The sequence below is a fragment of the Phenylobacterium sp. J367 genome, from assembly GCF_024699985.1.
GTDB lineage: Bacteria > Pseudomonadota > Alphaproteobacteria > Caulobacterales > Caulobacteraceae > Phenylobacterium.
In genome coordinates, this window is sequence record NZ_JAJONA010000001.1 from 3,383,165 (window position 1) to 3,405,321 (window position 22,157).

Sequence of the window (22,157 nt, forward strand, 5' to 3'; positions counted from 1 at the left end):
CCCAGTTCGCGCTCTATCGGCGCAAAGTCTCAGTCGGGGTCACCTCACAGATGAATGCGCGCGTCCTTGCGACCTTGTTGGCCGGAGTTTTCCTGATGGGGGCCGCCCCGAACGACGATCCCTACACCTGGATGGAGGAGATCGAGGGGACCCGCGCCCTCGAATGGGCCAAGGCCGAGAACGCCCGCTCGCTGCCGCAGCTGCAGAACGACCCGCGCTACAAGGGCCTCTACGAGGACGCCCTGAAGATCGCCACGGCCACCGACCGGATCCCGGCCGTCCGCTTCGCCGACGACGGGACGCTGCGCGACTTCTGGCAGGACCGCGAGCATGTCCGCGGCATCTGGCGGACGACCAGCGTCGAGAGCTACCGCACCGGCAAGCCCGAGTGGAAGACGATCATCGACGTCGACGCACTCGCCAAGGCGGAGAACGCCAACTGGGTCTGGCACGGGGCCGACTGCCTGCCGCCCGACGGCCGCCTCTGCTTGGTGGCGCTGTCCGACGGGGGCAAGGACGCCGAGATCGTCCGCGAGTTCGACATCGCCACCGGCAAGTTCGTGGACGGCGGCTTCCGCCTGCCCGAGGGCAAGCACCGCTACGACTGGGTGGACAAGGACACGCTCGCCGTCGCGACCGAATGGGAGAAGGGCCAGGTCACGACCTCCGGCTATCCCTATGTCCTCAAGCTGCTGAAGCGCGGCCAGCCGCTGTCGGCGGCGAAGGAGGTGTTCCGCGGCGACGCCAAGGACGGCGGCTACGGCGTCTCGTCCATCGTGCTGCGCGATCCGGACGGCAAGGTGCAGGCGATCCTGGCGCACCGGCCGCTCGATACCTTCAACGCCGAGCACTACCTGATCACCGAGGCCGGGCCGAAGAAGCTCGACCTGCCGTCCAAGGCCAGCGTCCAGGGCTATGTCGCCGGCCGGCTGCTGGTCAGCCTCGAGCAGGACTGGGCGGCCAAGGGCTTCAAGGAGGGGCGATCTCCTCGACTTCGACCTCGCGGCCGTGAAGGCCAACCCGTCGAACCTCTCGGCGAAGCTGGTGCTCCGGCCGACCGAAAGCCAGGCCATCGAGCAGGTGGCGACGACCCGCAACCGGCTGGTGGTGGCGCTCTACGACAACGTGAAGGGCCAGATCGTCACCTTCGCGCGGAAGGGCGACGCCTGGACCTCGCGCAAGCTCGACCTGCCGAAGGACTCCACCATCCAGATTGGCTCGACCACCGACCATGACGACCGGATGATCGTCATCGCCACCAGCTACCTGACGCCGACCCAGCAGTTCCTGGCCGACGCCGCCCAGGGCGAGCCGGTGGTGCTGCGCACCATGCCGGCCCGCTTCGACGCCTCGAAGCACGTCGTGGAGCAGAACTGGGCGACCTCGAAGGACGGCACCAAGGTCCCGTACTTCGTGGTCCGGCCCAAGGACCTGAAGTTCGACGGCCAGGCGCCGACCCTGCTCTATGCCTACGGCGGCTTCCTCTCGAGCCAGACCCCGGCCTATGCGGCCACCGTCGGCAAGCTCTGGCTGGAGAAGGGCGGCGTCTACGTCGTCGCCAACATCCGCGGCGGCGGCGAGTTCGGCCCGCGCTGGCACAACGCCGGCCTGAAGCTGAACCGCATGCGGGTCTATGACGACTTCTTCGCCGTCTCCGAGGACCTGATCGCGAAGAAGATCACCAGCCCGCGCCGCCTCGGCATCATGGGCGGCTCCAACGGTGGCCTGCTCATGGGCGTGGCGCTGACCAAGCGGCCGGAGCTGTACAATGCGGTGGTGATCCAGGTGCCGCTGTTCGACATGATCGCCTACACCCGCATCGGCGCCGGCGCCTCCTGGGTCGGGGAGTACGGCGACCCGGCCGTGCCGGCCGAGCGGGCGGTGATCGAGAGCTATTCCCCGTACCAGAACCTGAAGGCCGGCCAGAAATACCCCCGCGTGCTGTTGGAGACCTCGACCAAGGACGACCGCGTGCACCCGGCCCATGCCCGCAAGGCCGGCGCCCGCCTGAAGGAGCTGGGGTACGACTTCCTCTACTACGAGAACATCGACGGGGGTCACGCCGCGGCCGCGAACCTCAACGAGCGGGCCATGCGACAGGCGCTGGAATACACCTACCTGTCGCAGCAGCTGATGGACTGACGCCGGCCGTGAGCGAGCTTGCCGCGCGCTTCGCCGAGGCGGCGCGTCACCACCAGCAGGGCCGGCTTCCCGAGGCGGAGGCCGGCTACCGCGCCGTGCTGGCGGGGCAGGGGGATCACCTGGGGGCGCTCGCCAACCTGGGCTCCCTGCTCAGGGCCCAGGACCGGGTGCTCGAGGCCGAGGCGCCGCTGGTCGCCGCCGTGGCGCTCGCGCCGCCCGGTGACCTCCGGCCCCTGGTCAACCTCGCCAACCTCTACCGGCGGGTCGCCCGCTGGAACGAGGCGGCGGGACTCTACGACCGGGTGATCGCCGCCGGCGCGGCGACGCCCGACCTGCTGCAGGACGCCGCGGACGCCCTTCTGGGGGCCGGCCGACTGGAGGACGGCTGGCGGCTGAAGGACGCGCGGCCCAACCTGCAGGTCCGGCGGGGGCAGGGGATCGGCTGTCCCGAGTGGCGCGGCGAGCCCCTGGCCGGACGCTCGCTCCTCCTGCTGCCGGAGCAGGGCTTCGGCGACCAGATCCAGGCGATCCGCTATGTGCCGCGGCTGAAGGCGATGGGCGCGGGACGCGTGACGGTGCTGGCCCAGGCTCCGCTCGTGCGGCTCCTGGCGGCCATGCCCGGCGTCGACGCGGTGATCGCCTGCGGGCCCGACGAGACCGTGCCCGTGCCGGCGCACGACCTCTGGACCATGCCGTTCTCTCTCCCGCTGCACGTGGGCGGGCTGCCATCGCCGCCCTATCTCGCGACGCCGGACGCGGCGAAGGCCAGATGGCGGGACTTCGCGGAGGGCCGGATCGGCGTCGTCTGGCACGGCAATCCGGCCCAGCCGGTGGAGCGCTACCGCGGACTGCCGTCCCCGGACCTGTTGGCGCCGCTCGCCCGCCACGGCGCGCTGGCGGACCTGCAGGATCCGCGCGGCGACTTCGCCGACACCGCCGCGATTCTCGACCGGCTCGACCTGGTGATCACGACGGACACGGCCATGGCGCACCTGGCCGGGGCGCTGGGGCGGCCCTGCTTCGTCATGCTGCCCTACATCGCCCTGGATTGGCGCTGGGCCGACGGCCGGCGGACGCCCTGGTATCCGGAGCTGAAGCTCTTCCGCCAGCCGGCGCCCGGCGACTGGGCGAGCGTCGTCGCAGCGATGGACGCCGCGCTGGAAGGTCGATTGTCGGGAAATTTGGAGGCCTGACCGGGAATCGAACCCGGGTTCACGGATTTGCAGTCCGGTGCGTCACCACTCCGCCATCAGGCCGCCTCTCGGGCGCCGCGGCGTCCGAGAAGACGCGCTGGCTAACAGAACCGTCCGCCCGGAGCAACGTCTGTCAGCGGGCCGCATTGCGTGAGGCCGCGACGCAGACCTATAAGCCCGGCACGATCTCCGCTTGCGTCTCGAGGACTAGATGGCCGATCTCGCCGCCGCCCGCCTGAACATGGTGGAAAGCCAGGTGCGCACCCAGGACGTCACCGACGTGCGCCTCCATGACGTGATGCGGGCCCTGCCGCGCGAGCAGTTCGCCCCGGCCGGCAAGGCCTACCTGGCCTACGCCGACATCGAGGTGGAATATGCGCCGGGCCGCTTCCTCCTGAAGCCGCGCGACGTCTCCAAGCTGCTGCAGGAACTGCGTCCCATGCCGGGCGAGCGGACGCTGGCCATCGCGGCGCCCTACGCGGGCGCGGTGGTGGAGGGCCTCGGCCTCAGCGTCGACCGCGTCGACGGCGAGGACCTGACGGCGGTGAGCGGCGAGTACGACTGCATCGTGTGCGAGGGCGCGGTCGCCAAGGCGCCGCAGGCCTGGCTCGACGCCCTGGCGCCCGGCGGCCGCCTGGCGGTGGTGGAGCGCGACGGTCCGGTCGGCAAGGCGTGCATCTACCTGCGCACCGAGGACGGGATCGGTCGACGTGAGCTCTTCGACGCGACGCCGCCGGTCCTCGAAGGCTTCGAGGCTCAACACGGTTTCGCCTTTTAAGTGGGCTTGAAACACCTGGGAAACTCCCGGGTGAAAAAAGCTTAAGGTGACGCCCGGTTGGTCTTGGCCTTAGGCAAAGTCATATAGGGCTACAGTCTCTCTTGCCTAAATATCGGGGATATCTGATGTCGAAGAGCCTTCGCGGCCGCCTGATGGCCGCGATCTTCAGCGTGGGGGCCGCAGGCGCCGTCGCCGCGCCCGTCGCCGCTGAGACCCTCGCCGACGCCATCGCCGCGGCCTACGAGAGCAATCCGACGCTGCAGGCCCAGCGCGCCAGCCAGCGCGCGCTGGACGAAAGCTACGTCCAGGCCCGCACGGGCTGGCGCCCGACGCTGAACGTATCTGGCCAGGCCGCCTGGTCCGACGTGCGGACGCCGCGCGAGGCGCTGACCAGCCCGCTGCAGCGCACGATCGTCGACGGGAACTCCGGCTCGACCACGATCACCTTCTCCCAGCCGATCTGGACGGGCGGCCGGGTGGCCGCGGCGGTCTCGGCCGCCAACGCCGACGTGCTGGCCGGCCGCGAGAACCTGCGCCGGATCGAGGCCCAGGTGCTCGGCCAGGTGATCACCGCCTATGCCGACGTCCGGCGTGACCAGGAAGCCGTGCTCATCCGTCAGGAGAACGTCTCGGTCCTGCAGCGCCAGCTCGACGAGTCCAACGCCCGCTTCGAGGTCGGCGAGATCACCCGCACCGACGTCGCCCAGTCGCAGGCCCGCCTGGCGGCCGCCCAGTCGCTGCTGGAAAGCACCCAGGCCCAGCTCGGCAACAGCCGGTCGAACTATGCCACGGTCGTCGGCCGCAACCCGGGCACCCTGGAGCCCGAGCCGTCGCTGGCCTTCCTGCTGCCGCCGACGGTCGACGAGGCCTTCCAGGTGGCCGAGCAGTACAGTCCGCTGCTGCGCGGCCAGCAGTATGCGGAAGCCGCCAGCCGGGCGCGTCTCGCCGGCGCCCACGCGGAGCGCCTGCCGAACGTGGCGGTCTCCAGCACCACGCGTTTCGGGCCGGCGCCATTGGATCCCTTCGAACGCGGGCTCTACCCGCGCGAGACCGTGACCGCCATCGGCGTCACGGTGCCGCTCTTCTCGGGCGGGCTGGTGTCCTCGCGAATCCGTGCGGCCTCGGAGCGCAACAACGCCGACCGGATCAACGTCGAGACCCAGCGCCGCACGGTGCTGCAGCAGGTCACCCAGGCCTGGAACCAGTTGATCGCGTCCAGGGCCAACATTGCCTCGACCGCCGAGCAGGTGCGCGCCGCCCAGATCGCCGCCGAAGGCACGCGCCAGGAGCAGCAGGTCGGCCTGCGGACCACCATCGACGTGCTGAACGCCGAGCAGGAGCTGCGCGCCGGCCAGCTCGCCCAGGTGACCGCCCGCCGCGACGAATATGTCGCCGCCGCCAGCGTGATCTCCGCCATGGGCCGTCTCGAAGGCCGCAACCTGGTGCCGACCGTGCCGCAGTACGACGCCAGCCGGAACTTCCGGAAGCTGCGGATCACCTGGGGCTGGGTGCCCTGGGAAGAGCCCATCGCCATCATCGACCGCACGGTGGCCCTGCCGCCGACACCGCATCCGGCGGAGAAGGCGGTCGAGGCGCCGATCGGTCCCGGACTGCAGCCGCCGCCTGTCGCCCAGCCGGCGCCGGGTGTTGCGACACAGCCCTAGGCGGTCATTCGCGCGGCAGGCGAATTTGGTCCTGTCGCGCAAATTGCAGGATTGGCCGGGCGCGCTTAGGCTGCGTCTCAGGGATTCTCTCTAGAGCGGCGGTCCGACCCCATGTCCGAGCAGTCTTCGCAAGAACCGACGATGGAGGAGATCCTGGCCTCCATCCGCCGGATCATCTCCGAGGACGACGCGCCTGCCGCCGAGGCCAAGGACGCTGCGCCCGCCGGTGAGGAACCTCCCGCCGAGGCGGCGCCGGCCGACGAGCCGGTGGCCGAGGCCGCTCCGGAACCTGAGCCGGCGCCCCGAACCCGAGCCCGAGCCGGTCGCCGCCGCCGCTGCCGCGGAGCCGGACGCGGAGGACGACGACGCCCTGGAGCTGACCGACAAGGTCGAGACCCACGGCGACCTCGACGTCTACACGCCGCCGGCGCCGGAACCCGAGCCCGCGCCCGCGCCGGTCGCCGCTGCGGCGCCAGCCCCGGCTGCCGCCGACGCCCTGGTCGGCGCCGTGGCCGCCAGCGCGGCCGCCACCGCCTTCGGACGCCTGACGGCGGCCATCGAGATGCCGGCCCACGGCCGCACGCTCGAGGACGTGGTCCGCGAACTGCTCCGCCCGATGCTCCAGCAGTGGCTGGACGACAACCTGCCGGCCATCGTCCAGACCGCCGTCGACGCCGAGGTCGAGCGCATCGCCCGCGGCCGAGTACGCTGATCTCCAACACCGCTCATCCCGGCGAAAGCCGGGACCCATGCGGCGTCGGCGGACGCGCGGCCTAGAGAGCCCTTCCCGAGATTCAGCTTGGGTCCCGGCTTTCGCCGGGATGAGCGGGTGTGTATGCACCGCTCTCGCAACAAAGCTGACCCATGCTCGACAAGAATTTCGACCCCAAGACCGCCGAACCGCGCCTCTACGCCGCCTGGGAGGCCTCGGGCGGCTTCGCGCCGACCGACGACCCGGCCGCCGAGCCGTTCTCCATCGTCATCCCGCCGCCGAACGTGACGGGATCGCTGCACATCGGGCACGCGCTGAACAACACCCTTCAGGACGTGCTGATCCGGTTCGAGCGCATGCGTGGGAAGGCGGCCCTGTGGCTGCCAGGCACGGACCACGCGGGCATCGCCACCCAGATGGTGGTCGAGCGCCAGCTCGCCGAGCAGGGCAACCAGAGCCGCCGCGACATGGGCCGCGACGACTTCGTCGCCAAGGTCTGGGAGTGGAAGGCCAAGTCCGGCGGGACCATCGTCAACCAGCTGCGCCGGCTGGGCGCCTCCTGCGACTGGAGCCGCGAACGCTTCACCCTGGACGAGGGCCTGTCGGCCGCCGTCCGCAAGGTGTTCCTCACGCTCTACAAGGAGAAGCTGATCTACCGCGACAAGCGGCTGGTGAACTGGGATCCGCATTTCCAGACGGCGATCTCCGACCTGGAGGTCGAGCAGCGCGAGGTCGACGGCCACTACTGGCACTTCGCCTATCCGCTGGAGGACGGCTCCGGCGAGATCGTCGTGGCCACGACGCGTCCCGAGACCATGCTGGGCGACACCGCCGTCGCGGTCCACCCGAGCGACGAGCGCTACAAGGCGCTGGTCGGCAAGGCCGTGCGCCTGCCGATCGTCAACCGGCCGATCCCGATCATCGCCGACGAATATCCGGACCCCGAGAAGGGCTCGGGCGCCGTGAAGATCACGCCGGCCCACGACTTCAACGACTTCGCGGTCGGCAAGCGGCACAACCTGCCGATGATCAACGTCTTCGACGACTTCGCGAAGCTGAACGACAACGTCCCCGTGGAGTACCGCGGCCTGGACCGGTTCGCGGCCCGCAAGAAGGTGGTCGAGGCGTTCGAGGCCCTGGGCCTGCTGCGCGAGGTCGAGAAGACCCGCCACACCGTGCCGCACGGCGACCGCTCCGGCGTCGTCGTCGAGCCCTACCTGACCGACCAGTGGTACGTCGCCGCCGACGTGCTGGCCCGCGACGCGATCAAGGCGGTGGAGGACGACCGCACCGTCTTCGTGCCGAAGAACTGGGAGAAGACCTACTTCGAGTGGATGCGGAACATCCAGCCGTGGTGCGTCTCACGCCAGCTCTGGTGGGGCCACCGCATACCGGCGTGGTTCGGACCGGACGGGAAGTGCTTCGTCGCGGAGACTGAGGCCGAGGCGAAGCGGCAGGCCCGCGAGCTCTACGGCCGCGACGAGCCGCTGCGCCAGGACGAGGACGTCCTCGACACCTGGTTCTCTTCGGCGCTCTGGCCGTTCTCGACGCTGGGCTGGCCGGAGGACACCGAGGACCTGCGCCGGTTCTACCCGACCCACACCCTGATCACCGGCTTCGACATCATCTTCTTCTGGGTCGCCCGGATGATGATGCAGGGTCTGCACTTCATGGGCGAGGTGCCGTTCCGGCGGGTGTTCATCAACGCGCTCGTCCGCGACGCCTCGGGCGCGAAGATGTCGAAGTCCAAGGGCAACGTCATGGACCCCCTCGAACTCGTCGACGAGTTCGGGGCCGACGCGCTTCGCTTCACCCTGACCGCCATGTCGGGCGCCGCGCGCGACATCAAGCTCTCGAAGCAACGCATTGAGGGCTATCGCAATTTCGGCACCAAGCTGTGGAACGCCACGCGCTTCGCCCAGATGAACGGCTGCCAGCGGGCCGCGGGCTTCGACCCGGCGCAGGTGCAGGTTCCGCTGAACCGCTGGATTGTCGGCGAGACGGCCCGCACCGCCCAGACGGTCACGGCGGCGCTCGCCGACTGCGGCTTCGACCAGGCGGCCGACGCGCTCTACAAGTTCATCTGGCGCCAGTTCTGCGACTGGTACGTGGAGCTCGCCAAGCCGATCCTCAACGGCGACGACGAAGTCGCCAAGGCCGAGACCCAGGCGACCGCCGCCTGGGCGCTCGACCAGATCCTGATCCTGCTGCATCCGGTCATGCCGTTCCTCACCGAGGAGCTGTGGGGCCAGACGGCCGACCTGGGCGCGACGCGGGCCCACGAGGGGCTTCCTGATGACCGCGCCCTGGCCGCAGCTCGGCGACGCCCTGATCGACCGACGGGCCGACGCCGAGATCGAGCTGCTGATCGAGACCATCTCGGAAGGCCGCTCGGTCCGCTCCGAGCTGAACGTGCCGCCGTCGGCCAAGCCGGCCCTGCTGGTGGTCGAGGCCACCGACGCCCAGAAGAAGGTGCTGAAGGACGGCGCCTCGCTGATCGCCCGCCTCCTGCGGGTCGAGGAGGTCCGTTTCGTGGACGCCGCGCCGGAAGGGTCGATCCCCTACGTCGTGGATGGCGCGACCCTGGCCCTGCCGGTGGCCGAGTTCATCGACCTGGCCGCCGAACGCGCGCGCCTCGCCAAGGAGGTCGCCAGCCTCTCGGCCGACATCGACAAGACCGCCAAGAAGCTCGGCAACCCCGACTTCGTGGCCCGGGCTCCGGAAGAGGTCGTCGAGGAGAACCGCGAGCGCCTGGCCGAGGCCGAGACCGCCAGGGCCAAGCTGGAAGGCGCCCTGGCGCGCCTGGCGGCCGTCTAGCGGAACAGCTTCCGGCGGTAGGACTCAGCCCCGTAGAGCGACAGCGCCGCCAGGGATAGCCCGGCCAGGAAGGTGACCACCTTCCAGGGGGAGGCCGCCCACCTTCGAGGCATGGAGCGGCCAGAAGGTGTTGTAGACCTGCTGGGCGGGCGCCTGCGCCAGGGCGTCGTCGACCTTGAGGATGCGGCTGGTGGCCGGGTCGAGCCAGAGGCTGGTCCGGCCGTTGGCGTGCCACTCGGCGGGCTGGCGCACGCGGATCAGGGCGGGCTTGCCCGGCTTGGGGAAGGCGGCGATGCGGATCTCGGCGCCCGGGAACCGCGCCTGCGCCGCCGCGAAGGCCGCCGCCCAGTCCATCTCGCCGATCCCGGCCGCCGCCGGGGGCTTCATGCGCTCGAAGCCCATGGCCCTGGCATAGACCGCGTCCAGCGCGACGCCCGAGCCGGTGAGGGCGACCAAGGCGGCGACCGGGGCGGCGACGATGCCGAGGTCCCGGTGCGCGCCGATCCAGCCGGCGCGCCGGTTGCGCATCGGCCAGAACTGCCAGCCGAAACTCCGCCAGGCGGGCAGCCAAAGGATCACGCCGGTCAGGATCATCAGCACCGCCAGGAAGCCGGCGGTCCCGGCGACCGTCGTGCCCGTGTCGCCGGCCAGCAGGTGGTGGTGCAGGTCGAACAGCCAGTCGACCACGCGCTCGTTCTTGCCCCACGCCTGGACGCGCGCTCCCGAGCCTGCGGCGACGTAGCCGCCGCCATCGGGGCCCAGCACCTCGTGCACGCCGATCGCCGGCCCCGCGAAGATCACCGAGGTCGCCGCCGGGAACTGGGCCTCGGCCGCCCGCATGGCCCGGGCGGCCTCGTCCGGCGTCACCACGACGGCGGCGTCGGCTCCCGGCACGGTGGCGCGCAGCCATTGCGGCTTGAACACCAGGCCGGCGCCGGACAGCGCCATCGGGACGAGCAGCAGGCAGAGCACAAGCCCGCACCAGGCGTGCAGCTTGCGCAAGGTCCCCATCCTCAGAGCGCCCGGGTGATGCGGAACTTCACCGTGCGGGGCGCGCCGACGCCGATCAGGCCGTTGCCGGCGGTGTTCCAGTAGTCCTTGTCGGCGAGGTTCTCGACGTTGACCTGGAAGGAGGTCTCCTTGCCGGCGATCTCCCGGGTGTAGCGGGCGCCCAGGTCGAAGGTGGCGTAACCGTCGATGAAGGCCTGGTTCAGCGCGTTCACCGCCCGGTCGCCCGTGTAGAAGACGCCGGCGTTCACCGCCAGGCCGTCCACCTGGGCGATCTCGTACTCGGCGAACAGGCTGGCGGTCCATTCGGCGGTGTTCTCGGGCCGCTTGCCGATCAGGCGCACGTCCGCGGCGTTCTTCTGGGCGGCGTCCAGCCACAGCAGAGAGCCGACCAGCGACAGGTTCTCGGTGAGCTCGCCGGCGGCCATGGCCTCGACGCCGCGGTACTCCACCTCGCCGTCGAGCACGAAGCGGCGCTCGGCGTTGGTGAAGGCGTTGGCCCGGGTGATCTCGAACCAGGCGAGCGAGGCCACGACGCCGGCGCCGACCTCCGCCTTCACCCCGGCTTCCCACTGCTCGGACTCCGCCGGCGGCAGGACTTCGAAGGCGTTGACTGTATTCGCCGGCGCGATGCCGCCTTCCTCCAGCCCCTGCAGGTAGGTGGCGTAGAGGCTGACCCACTCCACGGGCTTGTAGACCACCGCCACGGCCGGCGTGGCCTTGGAGGCCGAATAGACCGTCGGCTGCGCCGCGGCGAGGTTCGAGCGGCTCTCGTAGTCGGTCCAGCGCACGCCGCCCATCACCTGCAGCGGGCCCCAGGTCATGCGGTCGACGAGGTAGGTCCCCTCGTCATGGATGATCGACGGATTCTGGGTGAGCGCGGTGGTCAGCGGCCGGTGCGGCACATCCCGGGGCGTGAAGAGGTTCTGGGAGACCGTGTAGGTCGGGCTCTGCCGGCCGTTCTGCTCGCGTTCGTTCCAGGTCCAGCCGAGGACGACCTCGTGCTCGACCGGGCCGGTGTCGAAGAGGCCGGTGACCTCGGCGCGGAGGTTCCGGTTCACGTACTTCTGGCCCCGGGTCTGGAAGACCGTCAGCGTGCCTTCGCCGGTCGAGAGGTTGTAGCCGCCGAACTGCGAGAAGGCGCGGTCGCGCACCGTCTCGGCGCGGCCGGCTTGCAGCTTCACGGAGATCTGCGGCGTGATCCGGTAGGTCGCCGCCGCCAGCATGTTCTTGGCCTTGGCGTCGTAGTGCTGCCAGTCGTCGGCGAGGTTCGTCGTGTTCTTCGGCACGCCGGGCAGGGTGATGGCGTTGTTCACCGCGCCCAGCAGGGCGATGGCCGCCGTCTCGGCGATGTCCTTCTCCAGGTACTCGAAATCGAGGTCGATGCTGAGCTGGTCGATCGGATCGATGTCGATGGCGAAGGCGGCGAGCGCCCGGTCGCCGGAGACCTTGTCGACGCCGGTTTCCAGGTGGCCGCCGGCCAGGTTGGCGCGCACGCCCAGCCGGTCGTCGAGGAACCGGTCGCCCAGGTCCACCGAGCCGATGGTGGAGCCGTGGTTGTCGGCGCGGAACGTCACCTCGGCCACCGGGGCGGCGCCCGCCTCGGCGCGCTTGGTGGTCATGTTGATCACGCCCGAGGGCGGGACGAACCCGTAGTAGAGCGCCGAGGCCCCTTTCAGCACCTCGACCCGCGCCTTGTTCTCGAGCGGCTGCTCCACGAGGTTGATGACCGGCAGCGCGCCGTTCAGGCGGTAGTTGCCGCGGTTCTCCACCAGGATGCCGCGGATGGCGATGTTGTCGTAGGTGCCGCCGGCGAGCTGCGAGCGGGTGACGCCGCCGGTGTTGCGCAGCGCGTCGTACAGGCCCTGCGCGCCCTGGGCGTCGAGCACCTCCCGGGAGATGACGTTCACGGTCAGCGGCGTGTCGAGCACGCGGGCGTTGTTGAAGGCGCCGGCCTGGACCGTGTCCGCTCCGAAGCCGACCTCGCCCGTCACAACCAGCTCTTCGATCTGGCGTGGCGCATCTTCGGCCGCGTAGGCCGCGGTCGTGGCCAGGAGGCTCGCGCCGCTGAGCAGGGCGGCGGACAGGCGGGTGTGGGGCAGGGGCATCGGAACTCTGCGAACGCTTCTGAGAATAAGTTGCAGCTACTCGGGCGCTTCGCGAGCGTCAATGCACCGGCGCCGAAACGGGCGTAGCGTGACCTTGGCGCCGCAGGGTGCGGGCGGCGGCCGGACTCAAACGGCCGTTTGCCTCTGACGCTAGGTTATGCTTGTTCACCTACCGACAGACGCGGGGCTGGGGTTCGAGACCACGCGCGAGCATTAGGAGTGAAACGATGTCCGAGGCTGTTCTGCCGCCTGGCTGGCCCGCCATGTCGATCCAGCAGGCCCACGCCCTCATGACGCAGCCCGGCACGCCGCTGGAGGCCGAGGAGAAGGTCATCCGCGGGGTGACCTACAAGGTTTGGAAGCACCTTCCGCCGTCGCTGCGCGCCGTCGTCGAGGCGGGCCGGGCCCACGGCGAGAAGATCTTCCTGGTCTATGAGGACGAGCGGGTCAGCTTCGAGGCCTTCTACCGCGCCGTCTCGGCCTTCTCCCGCGAGCTGCAGGCTCAGGGCGTGCAGAAGGGCGACCGGGTGGCGGTGATCATGCGCAACGTGCCGGAGTGGGTGGTGGCCTTCTATGGCGCGGCCTCCATCGGCGCGATCGTCACTCCGCTGAACGCCTGGTGGACCGGGCCCGAGCTGCACTACGGCCTGACCGACTCCGGGGCCAAGGTCGCGGTGATGGACGCCGAACGCTACGAGCGGCTGAAGGAGCACCTGAGCGAGTGCCCGGACCTCGTCCGCGCCTACGTGAGCCGCGAGCCCGAGGAGATCGCCCACCCCTACGTGTCCAAGCTGGAGGACGTGATCGGCGCGCCCAACGACTGGGCGAAGCTGCCCGACCAGCCGCTGCCGGACGTCCGGATCGACCCGGACGACGACGCGACCATCTTCTACACCTCCGGCACCACGGGGAAGCCGAAGGGCGCGCTCGCCACCCAGCGTGGCGTGAACTCCAACATCCTGACGGCCGCCGCCGCCGGCGCGAGGGGCTTCCTGCGCCGGGGCGAGATGCCCCCGATGCCGGATCCGAGCGCGCCGCAGCGCTCCAGCCTGATCAGCGTGCCGTTCTTCCACGTCACCGGCTGCTTCGCCGTGCTGAACCCGTCGCTGTTCGCCGGGGCCAAGCTGGTGATGATGTACAAGTGGGACACCATCCGGGCCTTCGAGCTGATCGAGCGCGAGCGGATCATGCAGGCCGGCGGCGTGCCGACCATCGCCTGGCAGCTCATCGAGCACCCGGCGCGCGGCAACTACGACCTCTCCAGCCTGGAAGCCGTCGCCTACGGCGGCGCGCCGTCGGCGCCGGAGCTGGTGCGGCGCATCCGCGAGGCCTTCCCCAAGTCGCAGCCCGGCCAGGGCTGGGGCATGACCGAGACCTGCGCCACGGTGACCTCCAACGGCGCCGAGGACTACGTCAACCGCCCCGACAGCTGCGGCGTCGCCGCGGCGGTCGCCGAGATCCAGATCCGCGACGTGGAGGACGGCAAGACCGTGCTGCCGCCGGGCGAGGTCGGCGAGCTGTGGTCCAAGGGGCCGATGAACGCCCGCGCCTACTGGAACAAGCCCGAGGCGACGGCCCAGACCTTCGTCGACGGCTGGGTCCGCACCGGCGACCTCGCCCGCATGGACGAGGAGGGCTTCTGCTTCATCATCGACCGGGCCAAGGACATGCTGATCCGCGGCGGCGAGAACATCTACTGCGTGGAGGTGGAGAACGTCCTCTACGACCATCCCGCGATCATGGACGCGGCGATCGTCGGCGTGCCGCACCGGATCCTCGGCGAGGAGCCGGCGGCCGTCGTGACCCTCAAGCCGGGCGCCGAGGCCACGGAACAGGAGCTCCGCGCCCACGTGGCCGAGCGGCTGGCGGCCTTCAAGGTGCCGGTGCAGGTGAAGTTCTGGCACGAGACCCTGCCCCGGAACGCCAACGGCAAGATCCTCAAGAACGAGCTCAAGAAGCTGTTCGAGGCCGAGAAGACGGACGCCTGATCTGCGCAGGCGGGTCGATCTCCTGCTGGTCGAGCGCGGCCTGTTCGACAGCCGCGCCAAGGCCCGCGCCGCGATCGAGGCCGGCGGCGTCACCGTCGACGGCCGCACGGTCGCCAAGGCCTCGGACCTGGTCGCCGGGGACGCCGAGATCGCCGCGGTCGCGGCCCACCCCTGGGTCGGCCGCGGCGCGCTGAAGCTGGTTCACGCCCTCGAGGTCTGGGACGTCACGGTCCGGGACGCCGTGGTCCTGGACGTCGGGGCCTCGACCGGCGGCTTTACCGAGGTGGCGCTCAGCCGCGGCGCGGCCAGGGTCTATGCGGTCGACGTGGGCCGCGGACAGCTCCATCCCAACCTGCAGACCGACCCCCGGGTGGTGAACCTTGAGGCGACGGACGCCCGGGACCTGACGCCGGAGCTGATCCCCGAACCCATCGACCTGATCGTCACCGACGTAAGCTTCATCGGCCTCGCCAAGGCCCTGCCGGCGGCGCTCGCGCTCGCCCCGCCGGGCGCCGCGCTGGTCGCGCTCGTGAAGCCCCAGTTCGAGGTGGGTCCTGAGCGGGTGGGGAAGGGCGGCCTGGTCAAGGATGAGGCGGCTCGGCGGGAGGCCCTCGACGGCGTCGCCGCCTTCCTGGCGACAGCGGGCTGGGACGTTCTCGCCACCATGGAAAGTCCCATCGCGGGCGGCGAGGGGAACCGGGAGTGGCTGCTCCACGCCGTTCGGCGCAGCTAAAGTCGAGATTGCCTGTATCTGCCGGCAGGCTTAGCCTCCGTCATCGCCCAGGGGATCACCCCATGTCGGAGTCGCTTGCCGCTTCGACGACCACGGATCGCCTTGTCTTCGCGATCGGGGCCGCCGACATCTCCGCCGAGGACCGACCCCTGCAACGAAAGCCAGGGAGGCCCAAGCCATGTCGATCCGCCTGAGTGCGTCCGTCATCCTCTGTGTCTGGGCGCTGGCCGCTGCGCCGGCTGTCGCCCAGTCCGCGCCTGCGCCGTCCGGCGATCCCCCGCGCCGCCGCGCCATGGCCGAGAGCCCTCCGCCGGGCAAGGTGGGGGGCTCGAAGTGCGTCGCCCAGGCCGCATCCTGCGGCGGTCCGCAGTGGAAGGCGATGGCCAGCGGCAAGCCGCCCGGGCCCTGCAAATGCGCCTGCAAGCCGGCGGACGAGGAGAAGAAGCCCGAGGCGCCGAAGCCGGGCGGCGCCCACTGACAGAAAAAGGCCGCCCGGGCGAGCCGGGCGGCCTGAAGGTCAGATGCTCTACAGGTAGAAGGCTTAGTCGACGACCGCGTAGCGGCCGGAGCTGTCGCGGCACACCCGGACCATGCGGGTCTCGGTGCGGCCGTCGGGCATGTAGATCGGGCTCTCGGCGAGGGTGCAGCCGTCGGGGCCGGCGGCGCGGGCCACGCGATAGCGTTCGCCGCGGCGGCCATAGGCCCAGGCGTCATCATAGCCATCGCCGTAGTAGCTGCGCTCGACGTAGCGGCCCGGGCGCGGGGCGTAGCCCGAACCGTAGCCGTAGGAGTATTGCGGGTAGCCGCCGCCGTACGACCCGTAGCTGCTGCCGCCGTAGTAGCTGCCCGACGAGGAGTAGGGGACCTGGCCGCCGGTGCAGGCGGCGCTCTTGTTGCCGACCATGGCGCCGGCGATGGCGCCCACGCCGCCGCCCAGCAGGGCGCCGTCCTGGCGGTTGTTGCGGGCCGCCGCGTTGGCGCCCACGGCAGCCCCGATCGCGCCGCCCAGCAGGGCGCCGACCACGCCGCGGCCGGTCTGCTCGCGCTTGCACGGGTCATAGCTGTAGGAGGGCGTGTTGTAGCCGTACTGGCCGTAGGGCTGGGCCGACGCGGCGCCGGCGGTCAGCGCGACGGCGCCCGCGGCCGCGATCAGCGCGGAGCGCGCGAAGATGGAACGCTTGGACATCTAATCCCCTCTCGAATCCCTGGTCCGCCGCCCCCACGGGCGCGTGTTGGCCCGGTTATCGGGCGCGCAACCTGAACGCCCGTTGAGCGGGTCGTTCATCTTCGTTCATCTTCCGGCGCCGGCGACCTGCTATAGGCCCGCGATGCGTCGACCCCGTCACCAGCAGAGACCCCAGCCGCGATCCCCGTCCCCGGCGCCGGCGGGGCCGCCCGTCGAGCTGCTCATCGAGGCGATGGGCGGGGAGGGCGACGGAGTCGCGGCCGGCGGCGTCTACGTGCCCTTCACCCTGCCGGGCGAGCGCGTCCGCGCTGTCGGCGCCGGCGAGCGCCGTGAGCTGGTCGATGTCCTGCAGGCGAGCGCCGAGCGAGTCGAGCCGCCTTGCCCGCATTTCGGCGTCTGCGGCGGATGCGCCCTGCAGCACTGGGATCACGGCGCCTATCTCGCGTGGAAGGTCGAACGGCTGGGCGGCACGCTGGCGCGCCAGTACCTGGAGACCGAGGTCCTGCCCGCCTACGCCGCGGCGCCCGAGACCCGGCGCCGGTTTGCCTTGCACGCCCGGCGGGGAACCCGCGACGCCGCCAGGGCCGGCTACAAGGCGCGGAAGTCCTGGGACCTGGTGGACATCGTCGCCTGTCCGATCTCCGACCCGCGCCTGGTGGCGGCGATCCCGGCGCTGAAGCGGCTGGCGGCGCCGCTCTTCGAGCATCCGAAGTCTGCGCCGACGCTGCACACCACGCTCACCGCGACGGGGATCGACGTGGAGATTTCCGGCGTCGAGGCCAGGAGCGGCGGGCTTTCCGCCGACGGCCGGATGCAGGTCGCCGAGCGCGCCGCCGAGGCCGACTTCGCCCGCGTCACCATCGGCGGCGAGATCGCCTACCTGGCCCGCATGCCTCAGGTCCGTTTTGGCCCGGCCGTGGTCAGCCTGCCGCCCGGGGCCTTCCTGCAGGCCACCCTCGGCGCGGAGGAGGCCATGTCGGCCTTCGTCGCCGAGCAGGCGGCCGGCGCGAGCCGCATCGCCGACCTCTACTGCGGGGTCGGCACCTTCACCTTCCGGCTGGCCGGTGTCGCCCAGGTCCACGCGGCCGATTTCGCCCCCGAGGCGATCTCCGCCCTGACCTCGGCGCTGGCTTCCGCGCCCGGGCTGCACGGCGTCACCGCCGAGGCGCGCGACCTGGCGCGCCGGCCGGTGCTGGCCGAGGAGCTGAAGAAGACCGACGTCGCGGTCTTCGACCCCCGCGGGCCGGCGCTGCCGAACAGGCCGCCGAGCTGGCCCGGTCGGGGGTCGCCCGGGTGATCGGCGTCTCCTGCAACCCCGGGACCTTCGCCCGCGACGCCCGGATCCTGGTCGACGCCGGCTTCCGGCTGGACCGCGTTCTGCCGGTCGACCAGTTCCTCTGGAGTCCGCACATAGAACTTGTGGGGGGTGTTTAGCCGCTGAGCCGCCCCATATTGCGGGGCATGGTTCCGCTCTCCGTCCTCGACCTGTCGCCGATCCTGGAAGGCTCCGACGCCGCCCAGTCGTTCCGAAACACCCTCGATCTCGCCCGTCAGGCCGAGCGGCTGGGCTTCCAGCGCTTCTGGCTGGCCGAGCACCACAACATGCCGGGCGTCGCCAGCGCGGCGACCGCCGTGGTCATCGGCCACGTGGCCGGCGGCACCTCGACGATCCGCGTGGGGGCCGGCGGCATCATGCTGCCCAACCATGCGCCCCTGGTGATCGCCGAGCAGTTCGGGACCCTGGCCTCGCTCTACCCGGGCCGGATCGACCTCGGAGTCGGCCGGGCGCCCGGCACCGACCAGGTCACCGCCCGGGCCCTGCGCCGGACCCTCGCCGGCGACGTCGACCGCTTTCCGCAGGACGTGGTCGAGCTGATCGCCTACTTCCGCGAAGCCCAGCCGAACCAGCTCGTCCGCGCCGTGCCGGGCGCTGGGCTCGACGTGCCCGTCTGGATCCTGGGGTCCAGCACCTACGGCGCCCAGCTCGCCGCGGCCCTGGGCCTGCCATACGCCTTCGCCTCTCACTTCGCGCCGCAGGACCTCGAGGTCGCCAGCCGCATCTACCGCGAGCGATTCGAACCCTCGGAGTTCCTGGACAAGCCCCACCTCATGCTGGCGCTGAATGTGGTCGCCGCCGAGACGGACGCCGAGGCGAAGCGGCTCTTCACCTCCCTGCAGCAGGCGTTCCTCAACCTGCGCTACGGCCGGCCGTCTCCGCTGCCGCCGCCGATCGACGACATCGCGCCCCGCTTCGCCGAGTTCGGCCTCGACCCGAACAGCATGGGCGCGCTGGCCAAGGCCGTGGTCGGCGGGCCGCAGACCGTGCGGGCCGGCCTCGACGACTTCATCCGCCGCTACGGGCCGGACGAGGTGATGATCACCGCCCAGATCTACGACCACGCCGCCCGCGTGCGTTCGTTCGAGATCGTCGCCGAGGCGCGGGACGCGCTGCAGAAGGCGGCTTAGCCGAACAACCCGAGCTGATCCCCCGCCTTGGGCGGGACCCGGAACTGGCTGACGTCGAGCGGGGTGCGATCGCGGACCAGGCCGTAGCGTTTGTATGCGGCGTCCATGCGGGCGCGCATCAGGTCGGCGAGGGGCCCCTGACCGCGCATCCGGCTTCCCCACTGGCTGTCGTAATCCTTGCCGCCGCGCATCTGGCGGACCAGGGACATGACCCGGCCCGCCCGGTCCGGATGGTCGGTCTGCAGCCATTCCTGGAAGAGGTCCTTGATCTCCAGCGGCAGGCGCAGCGCCACATAGCCCGCGCCGGTCGCGCCCGCCCCCGCGGCGCGCTCCAGCACCGCCTCCAGCTCGTGGTCGTTGAGACCGGGTATCACCGGCGCGAACATCACCGTCACCGGAACGCCGGCCTCGGTCAGCTGGCGGATCGCCTCGATGCGGCGCTCGGGCGTCGCGGCGCGGGGTTCCATGGACCGCGCGAGCCTGCGGTCCAGACTGGTCACCGAGATCGCCACGCGCGCCAGGTTCCGGCGGCCCATGGGCGCAATGAGGTCGAGATCGCGCAGGACCAGCGCCGATTTGGTGATCACCGAGAAGGGGTGGCTGTACCGGCTCAGCACCTCGATGACGCTGCGGGTGACCTGCAGCTTCCGCTCCTGCGGCTGGTAGGGGTCGGTGTTGCCGCCGATGTGCACCGTCTCGGGGACATATTTCGGCTTGGAGAGCTCCGCTTCCAGCAGCCGGGCGGCCTCGGGCTTGAAGAACAGCTTCTGCTCGAAGTCGAGGCCGGGGGAGAGGCCCATGTAGGCGTGCGCCGGCCGGGCGTAGCAGTAGATGCAGCCGTGCTCGCAGCCCCGGTAGGGATTGATCGACGCCGAGAACCCGACGTCGGGGCTGTCGTTGCGGCTGATGATCACCCGCGCCTTCTCCGGCTGCACCTCGGTCGTGAAGCCCTTGGGATCCGGCTCGTCGGGCGTCCAGCCATCGTCGAACGCCTCCCGGGCCTGGCTTTCGTACCGGCCGGAGGCGTTCGAGCGTGCGCCACGGCCGCGCATCTGTTGGGGCAGGGAAGTCACCCGCGGAGCCTAATGTTTCACGTGGAACAAAACAAGAACCAGATTGACGGCGAGTACGACGCCGACGCCACTGGCGCCCATGCTGTCCGTGATCATCGACGTGGCCCGACGGGAGGACCGCCTCCCGGGCCTGCTGGCCGCCCTGACCCCGGCTGCGGTCGAGGGTCTCGTGAAGGAGGTGCTGGTTGTCGGGTCGGCAGGGAGCGAGCCGTTGGACGCCCTGTGCGAGGACACCGGCGCGGAACAGGCCGGCAGCCTGCGCGAGGCGATCGGCCGGGCGAAGGCCGACCTGCTGCTGGTGCTGCCGCCGGAGATCCGGTTCGCCAATGGCTGGGTCGAGCGGCTGAACGACCACCTGGCGGCCGGCGGCCGCACGGCCGTCCTGGAAGGCGAGAGGGCGGGCGGCCTGTTCGGAGGCCGGCCCTACGGCGTGCTGATCCAGAAGTCCGCGGCGGCGGACCTAGTCGAGCCCGATATTCAGGCTCTGCGCCGAAAGCTCGGCGGCGGGGGCGTCGGCGGCGGGAAGCGCCTGCGGTAGGTCCATACGCGCGTCGATGATGCGGGCGCCGCCGGCGAGCGCGTCGAGGGTGCGGGTCTCCTGGCCCCAGAGCTTCTTGTAGCTCCAGTAGGCGGTCATCACCTTCTCGACGTAGTCGCGGGTCTCCTCGGCCGGGAGGCATTCGATGAGCAGCAGCGGGTCATCGTCGCGCCCGACGCGCTCCAGCGCCTTGTTCACCGCGCCCGGGCCGCCGTTGTAGGCCGCGACCATGCGCAGGATGTCGTAGCCGACGCCGCGGTCCATCAGCCAGGTCAGGTAGTCCTGGCCGGCCTTGAGGTTGGTGGCGGGGTCGAACAGCCGCTTCGGCTGCTTCATGAGCTTGTCGTCGCCCGACGCACGCGCCGCGCTCTCGGGGAGGAGTTGCATCAGGCCGATGGCGCCTGCGTGGCTGACGGCCTGCGGATTGAAGCGGCTCTCCTGGTAGGTGATCGCATAGACCAGCGCCTTGTCGACCGTGAAGCCGGCCTTCGGCTCCAGCGTCGGCGTCGGGTATTCCCAGTAGGCGCGCGGCCGCGTCTGGGTCTTCACCTTCCGTGGGGCCGCAGCGTCGAGCGCGTCGATCAGCTTCAGCCAGCCGTCGCGCTCCTTGTCGTTGGCGGCGAAGCCGAGGCCGGCGCGCAGCTCCTGGCGGGCCTCGTCCCAGCGGCCGATCTGGACGAGGGCGGCGGCGCGGTGGGCGCGTGGACGCTCGGCGGCGAGCTTGGTCAGCTCGGGATCTGGCCCGGGCGCGGCGCCGAAGTCGCGGATCTTCACCTCGGCCTGCGGACGGACGGCCGGCCGCCAGGCGGCGCGGATGACCTGCGCGCCGCCGTTCTGGGCGAGCGGTTGCTGGAGCTGAAGCTGCCGGCTGGCGATCAGGCCGTAGAAGGTGTCGCCACCCTGGGCGGCGAGCTGCAGGAAGCGGGCGGCCTCGGCGGCGTCGCCGAGCATGGCGGCCGACCGCGACGCCCAGAAGGCGCCGGCCGAGCGGGTCCAGGCGTCTTCGACGGGATCCTGGGCCAGGTCGGCGAACCAGGCGAAGGCGTCGGAATAGGACTTCAGCCGCCAGGCGGCGAGGCCGGCCACCCAGCGCTCGCCGGCGGCGGGGGCCAGCTCGGCGGCCCGCTTCACGTCGCCGGTGTAGAAGGCGTAGCGCGCCATGAACCCGCGGTCGGCCTGCGGCAGGCGGGCCATGTCCTCGGCGGAAAGCTCGGGGCGCGGCGGCTCGGCGGCGTCGGCGGGTTTGCGCTTGGCGGCGAGCGAGAAGATCCGTTCGGCCAGCGGCAGGTCGCGGAAGCGGTTCAGCCAGCCGGTCAGCTCGTCGTAGTTCGCCTTGTGCGCCGAGGGGTGCATGAGCTGGCGGAAGGACACGTAGCCCAGGAGCGACGGGTCCTTGATCTCCAGGGTCTTCATCTGGGCGTCGATGAAGTCGCCGCGGTCGGCCGCCTCGAAGGCGAGCGAATAGGCCCGCGCGTCATCGTTCGACAGCGGCGCGAAGCTGGCCGCCGAGGCGAGCCCGGCGATGGAGGCGGCGCATGCGAGGGCCGAAACCCCGATGCATAGGCGCTTTACGAGCGTCATGCCGTCCTTACTGCCGCATACCCCTCTAACGGGAGGTTACGCGGACCCCTTAATTCTCGAACAGATTCGTAGTGTTACGGGGCGCCTTGAGGCGGATCAACCCAGGGGCCCGGTCACGGAGGCGTGAGCGTCACGCGCCCGTTCGTCGCAGGCGGATCGGGCGAAGCTTG

At 70.9% G+C, this 22,157-nt stretch carries 14 protein-coding genes, 1 tRNA gene and 3 pseudogenes; 12 read left to right on the forward strand and 6 right to left on the reverse strand.

Annotated elements, in window-relative coordinates; all coding sequences use genetic code 11:
* The first annotated feature begins 95 nt into the window (after window positions 1-95).
* Together LRS04_RS28265 and LRS04_RS18120 are read left to right on the forward strand one after the other, a co-directional pair.
* Window positions 96-2,142 (forward strand): annotated as a pseudogene (locus LRS04_RS28265) (prolyl oligopeptidase family protein).
* A gap of 8 nt (window positions 2,143-2,150) precedes the next feature.
* Window positions 2,151-3,335, forward strand: coding sequence for a glycosyltransferase family 9 protein (locus tag LRS04_RS18120; protein WP_257817534.1), 1,185 nt, complete (start codon window positions 2,151-2,153; stop codon window positions 3,333-3,335).
* Here the strand turns inward: LRS04_RS18120 and LRS04_RS18125 are convergent.
* Window positions 3,325-3,398: transfer RNA gene (locus LRS04_RS18125), tRNA-Cys, on the reverse strand. The genes LRS04_RS18120 and LRS04_RS18125 overlap by 11 nt on opposite strands.
* Before the next feature lie 148 nt (window positions 3,399-3,546).
* On the opposite strand from LRS04_RS18125, the gene LRS04_RS18130 reads away from it, so the two are divergent.
* The 4 genes and pseudogenes from LRS04_RS18130 (at window position 3,547) to LRS04_RS18145 (ending at window position 9,306) form a co-directional block, all read left to right on the forward strand.
* Entirely contained in the window at window positions 3,547-4,113 is a 567-nt protein-coding gene (locus tag LRS04_RS18130; RefSeq protein WP_257817535.1) for a protein-L-isoaspartate O-methyltransferase, read from the forward strand.
* Between the two features lie 125 nt (window positions 4,114-4,238).
* Window positions 4,239-5,777 (forward strand): TolC family outer membrane protein, encoded by a 1,539-nt coding sequence (locus LRS04_RS18135; protein WP_257817536.1) that lies wholly within the window; start codon window positions 4,239-4,241, stop codon window positions 5,775-5,777.
* Window positions 5,778-6,003: 226 nt separating this feature from the next.
* The gene (locus LRS04_RS18140) at window positions 6,004-6,489 is read left to right on the forward strand and encodes a DUF2497 domain-containing protein (protein ID WP_374576601.1); all 486 of its coding nucleotides are present in this window, start codon (window positions 6,004-6,006) and stop codon (window positions 6,487-6,489) included.
* Between the two features lie 152 nt (window positions 6,490-6,641).
* Window positions 6,642-9,306, forward strand: a pseudogene (locus tag LRS04_RS18145) (valine--tRNA ligase).
* A 24-nt stretch (window positions 9,307-9,330) separates the two neighbouring features.
* Here the strand turns inward: LRS04_RS18145 and LRS04_RS18150 are convergent.
* Together LRS04_RS18150 and LRS04_RS18155 are read right to left on the reverse strand one after the other, a co-directional pair.
* Window positions 9,331-10,308, reverse strand: a complete 978-nt coding sequence (locus tag LRS04_RS18150) for a PepSY domain-containing protein (protein ID WP_257817537.1) — start codon at window positions 10,306-10,308, stop codon at window positions 9,331-9,333.
* An 11-nt stretch (window positions 10,309-10,319) separates the two neighbouring features.
* Window positions 10,320-12,422 carry a TonB-dependent siderophore receptor gene (locus LRS04_RS18155; RefSeq protein WP_257817538.1) on the reverse strand — a complete coding sequence of 701 codons (2,103 nt, stop codon included), beginning with the start codon at window positions 12,420-12,422 and terminating at the stop codon, window positions 10,320-10,322.
* Between the two features lie 227 nt (window positions 12,423-12,649).
* Here LRS04_RS18155 and LRS04_RS18160 point away from each other — a divergent pair, with 227 nt between their 5' ends.
* The 3 genes from LRS04_RS18160 to LRS04_RS18170 all read left to right on the forward strand — a co-directional run bounded on the left by LRS04_RS18160 (window position 12,650) and on the right by LRS04_RS18170 (window position 15,621).
* On the forward strand, window positions 12,650-14,410 hold the full coding sequence (locus tag LRS04_RS18160) for a class I adenylate-forming enzyme family protein (protein ID WP_257817539.1): 1,761 nt from the start codon (window positions 12,650-12,652) through the stop codon (window positions 14,408-14,410).
* 40 nt (window positions 14,411-14,450) lie between these two features.
* A complete protein-coding gene (locus LRS04_RS18165; protein WP_257819177.1) occupies window positions 14,451-15,143 on the forward strand; it encodes a TlyA family RNA methyltransferase in 693 nt (230 codons plus the stop codon).
* A gap of 178 nt (window positions 15,144-15,321) precedes the next feature.
* Window positions 15,322-15,621 carry a hypothetical protein gene (locus LRS04_RS18170; protein WP_257817540.1) on the forward strand — a complete coding sequence of 100 codons (300 nt, stop codon included), beginning with the start codon at window positions 15,322-15,324 and terminating at the stop codon, window positions 15,619-15,621.
* Window positions 15,622-15,684: 63 nt separating this feature from the next.
* Here the strand turns inward: LRS04_RS18170 and LRS04_RS18175 are convergent, their stop codons facing one another.
* Window positions 15,685-16,329, reverse strand: coding sequence for a glycine zipper domain-containing protein (locus LRS04_RS18175; RefSeq protein ID WP_257817541.1), 645 nt, complete (start codon window positions 16,327-16,329; stop codon window positions 15,685-15,687).
* A gap of 232 nt (window positions 16,330-16,561) precedes the next feature.
* Here LRS04_RS18175 and LRS04_RS18180 point away from each other — a divergent pair.
* Window positions 16,562-17,763 (forward strand): annotated as a pseudogene (locus LRS04_RS18180) (class I SAM-dependent RNA methyltransferase).
* 27 nt (window positions 17,764-17,790) lie between these two features.
* Window positions 17,791-18,795, forward strand: a complete 1,005-nt coding sequence (locus tag LRS04_RS18185) for an LLM class flavin-dependent oxidoreductase (RefSeq protein ID WP_257817542.1) — start codon at window positions 17,791-17,793, stop codon at window positions 18,793-18,795.
* On the opposite strand, the gene LRS04_RS18190 is transcribed toward LRS04_RS18185, so the two are convergent.
* On the reverse strand, window positions 18,792-19,847 hold the full coding sequence (locus tag LRS04_RS18190; protein WP_257819178.1) for a PA0069 family radical SAM protein: 1,056 nt from the start codon (window positions 19,845-19,847) through the stop codon (window positions 18,792-18,794). The two genes, LRS04_RS18185 and LRS04_RS18190, sit on opposite strands and share 4 nt — an antisense overlap.
* Window positions 19,848-19,947: 100 nt before the next feature.
* On the opposite strand from LRS04_RS18190, the gene LRS04_RS18195 reads away from it, so the two are divergent.
* Window positions 19,948-20,406 (forward strand): hypothetical protein, encoded by a 459-nt coding sequence (locus tag LRS04_RS18195; RefSeq protein WP_257817543.1) that lies wholly within the window; start codon window positions 19,948-19,950, stop codon window positions 20,404-20,406.
* Here the strand turns inward: LRS04_RS18195 and LRS04_RS18200 are convergent.
* Window positions 20,329-21,987 carry a lytic transglycosylase domain-containing protein gene (locus LRS04_RS18200; protein ID WP_257817544.1) on the reverse strand — a complete coding sequence of 553 codons (1,659 nt, stop codon included), beginning with the start codon at window positions 21,985-21,987 and terminating at the stop codon, window positions 20,329-20,331. The two genes, LRS04_RS18195 and LRS04_RS18200, sit on opposite strands and share 78 nt — an antisense overlap.
* Window positions 21,988-22,157: the final 170 nt, after the last annotated feature.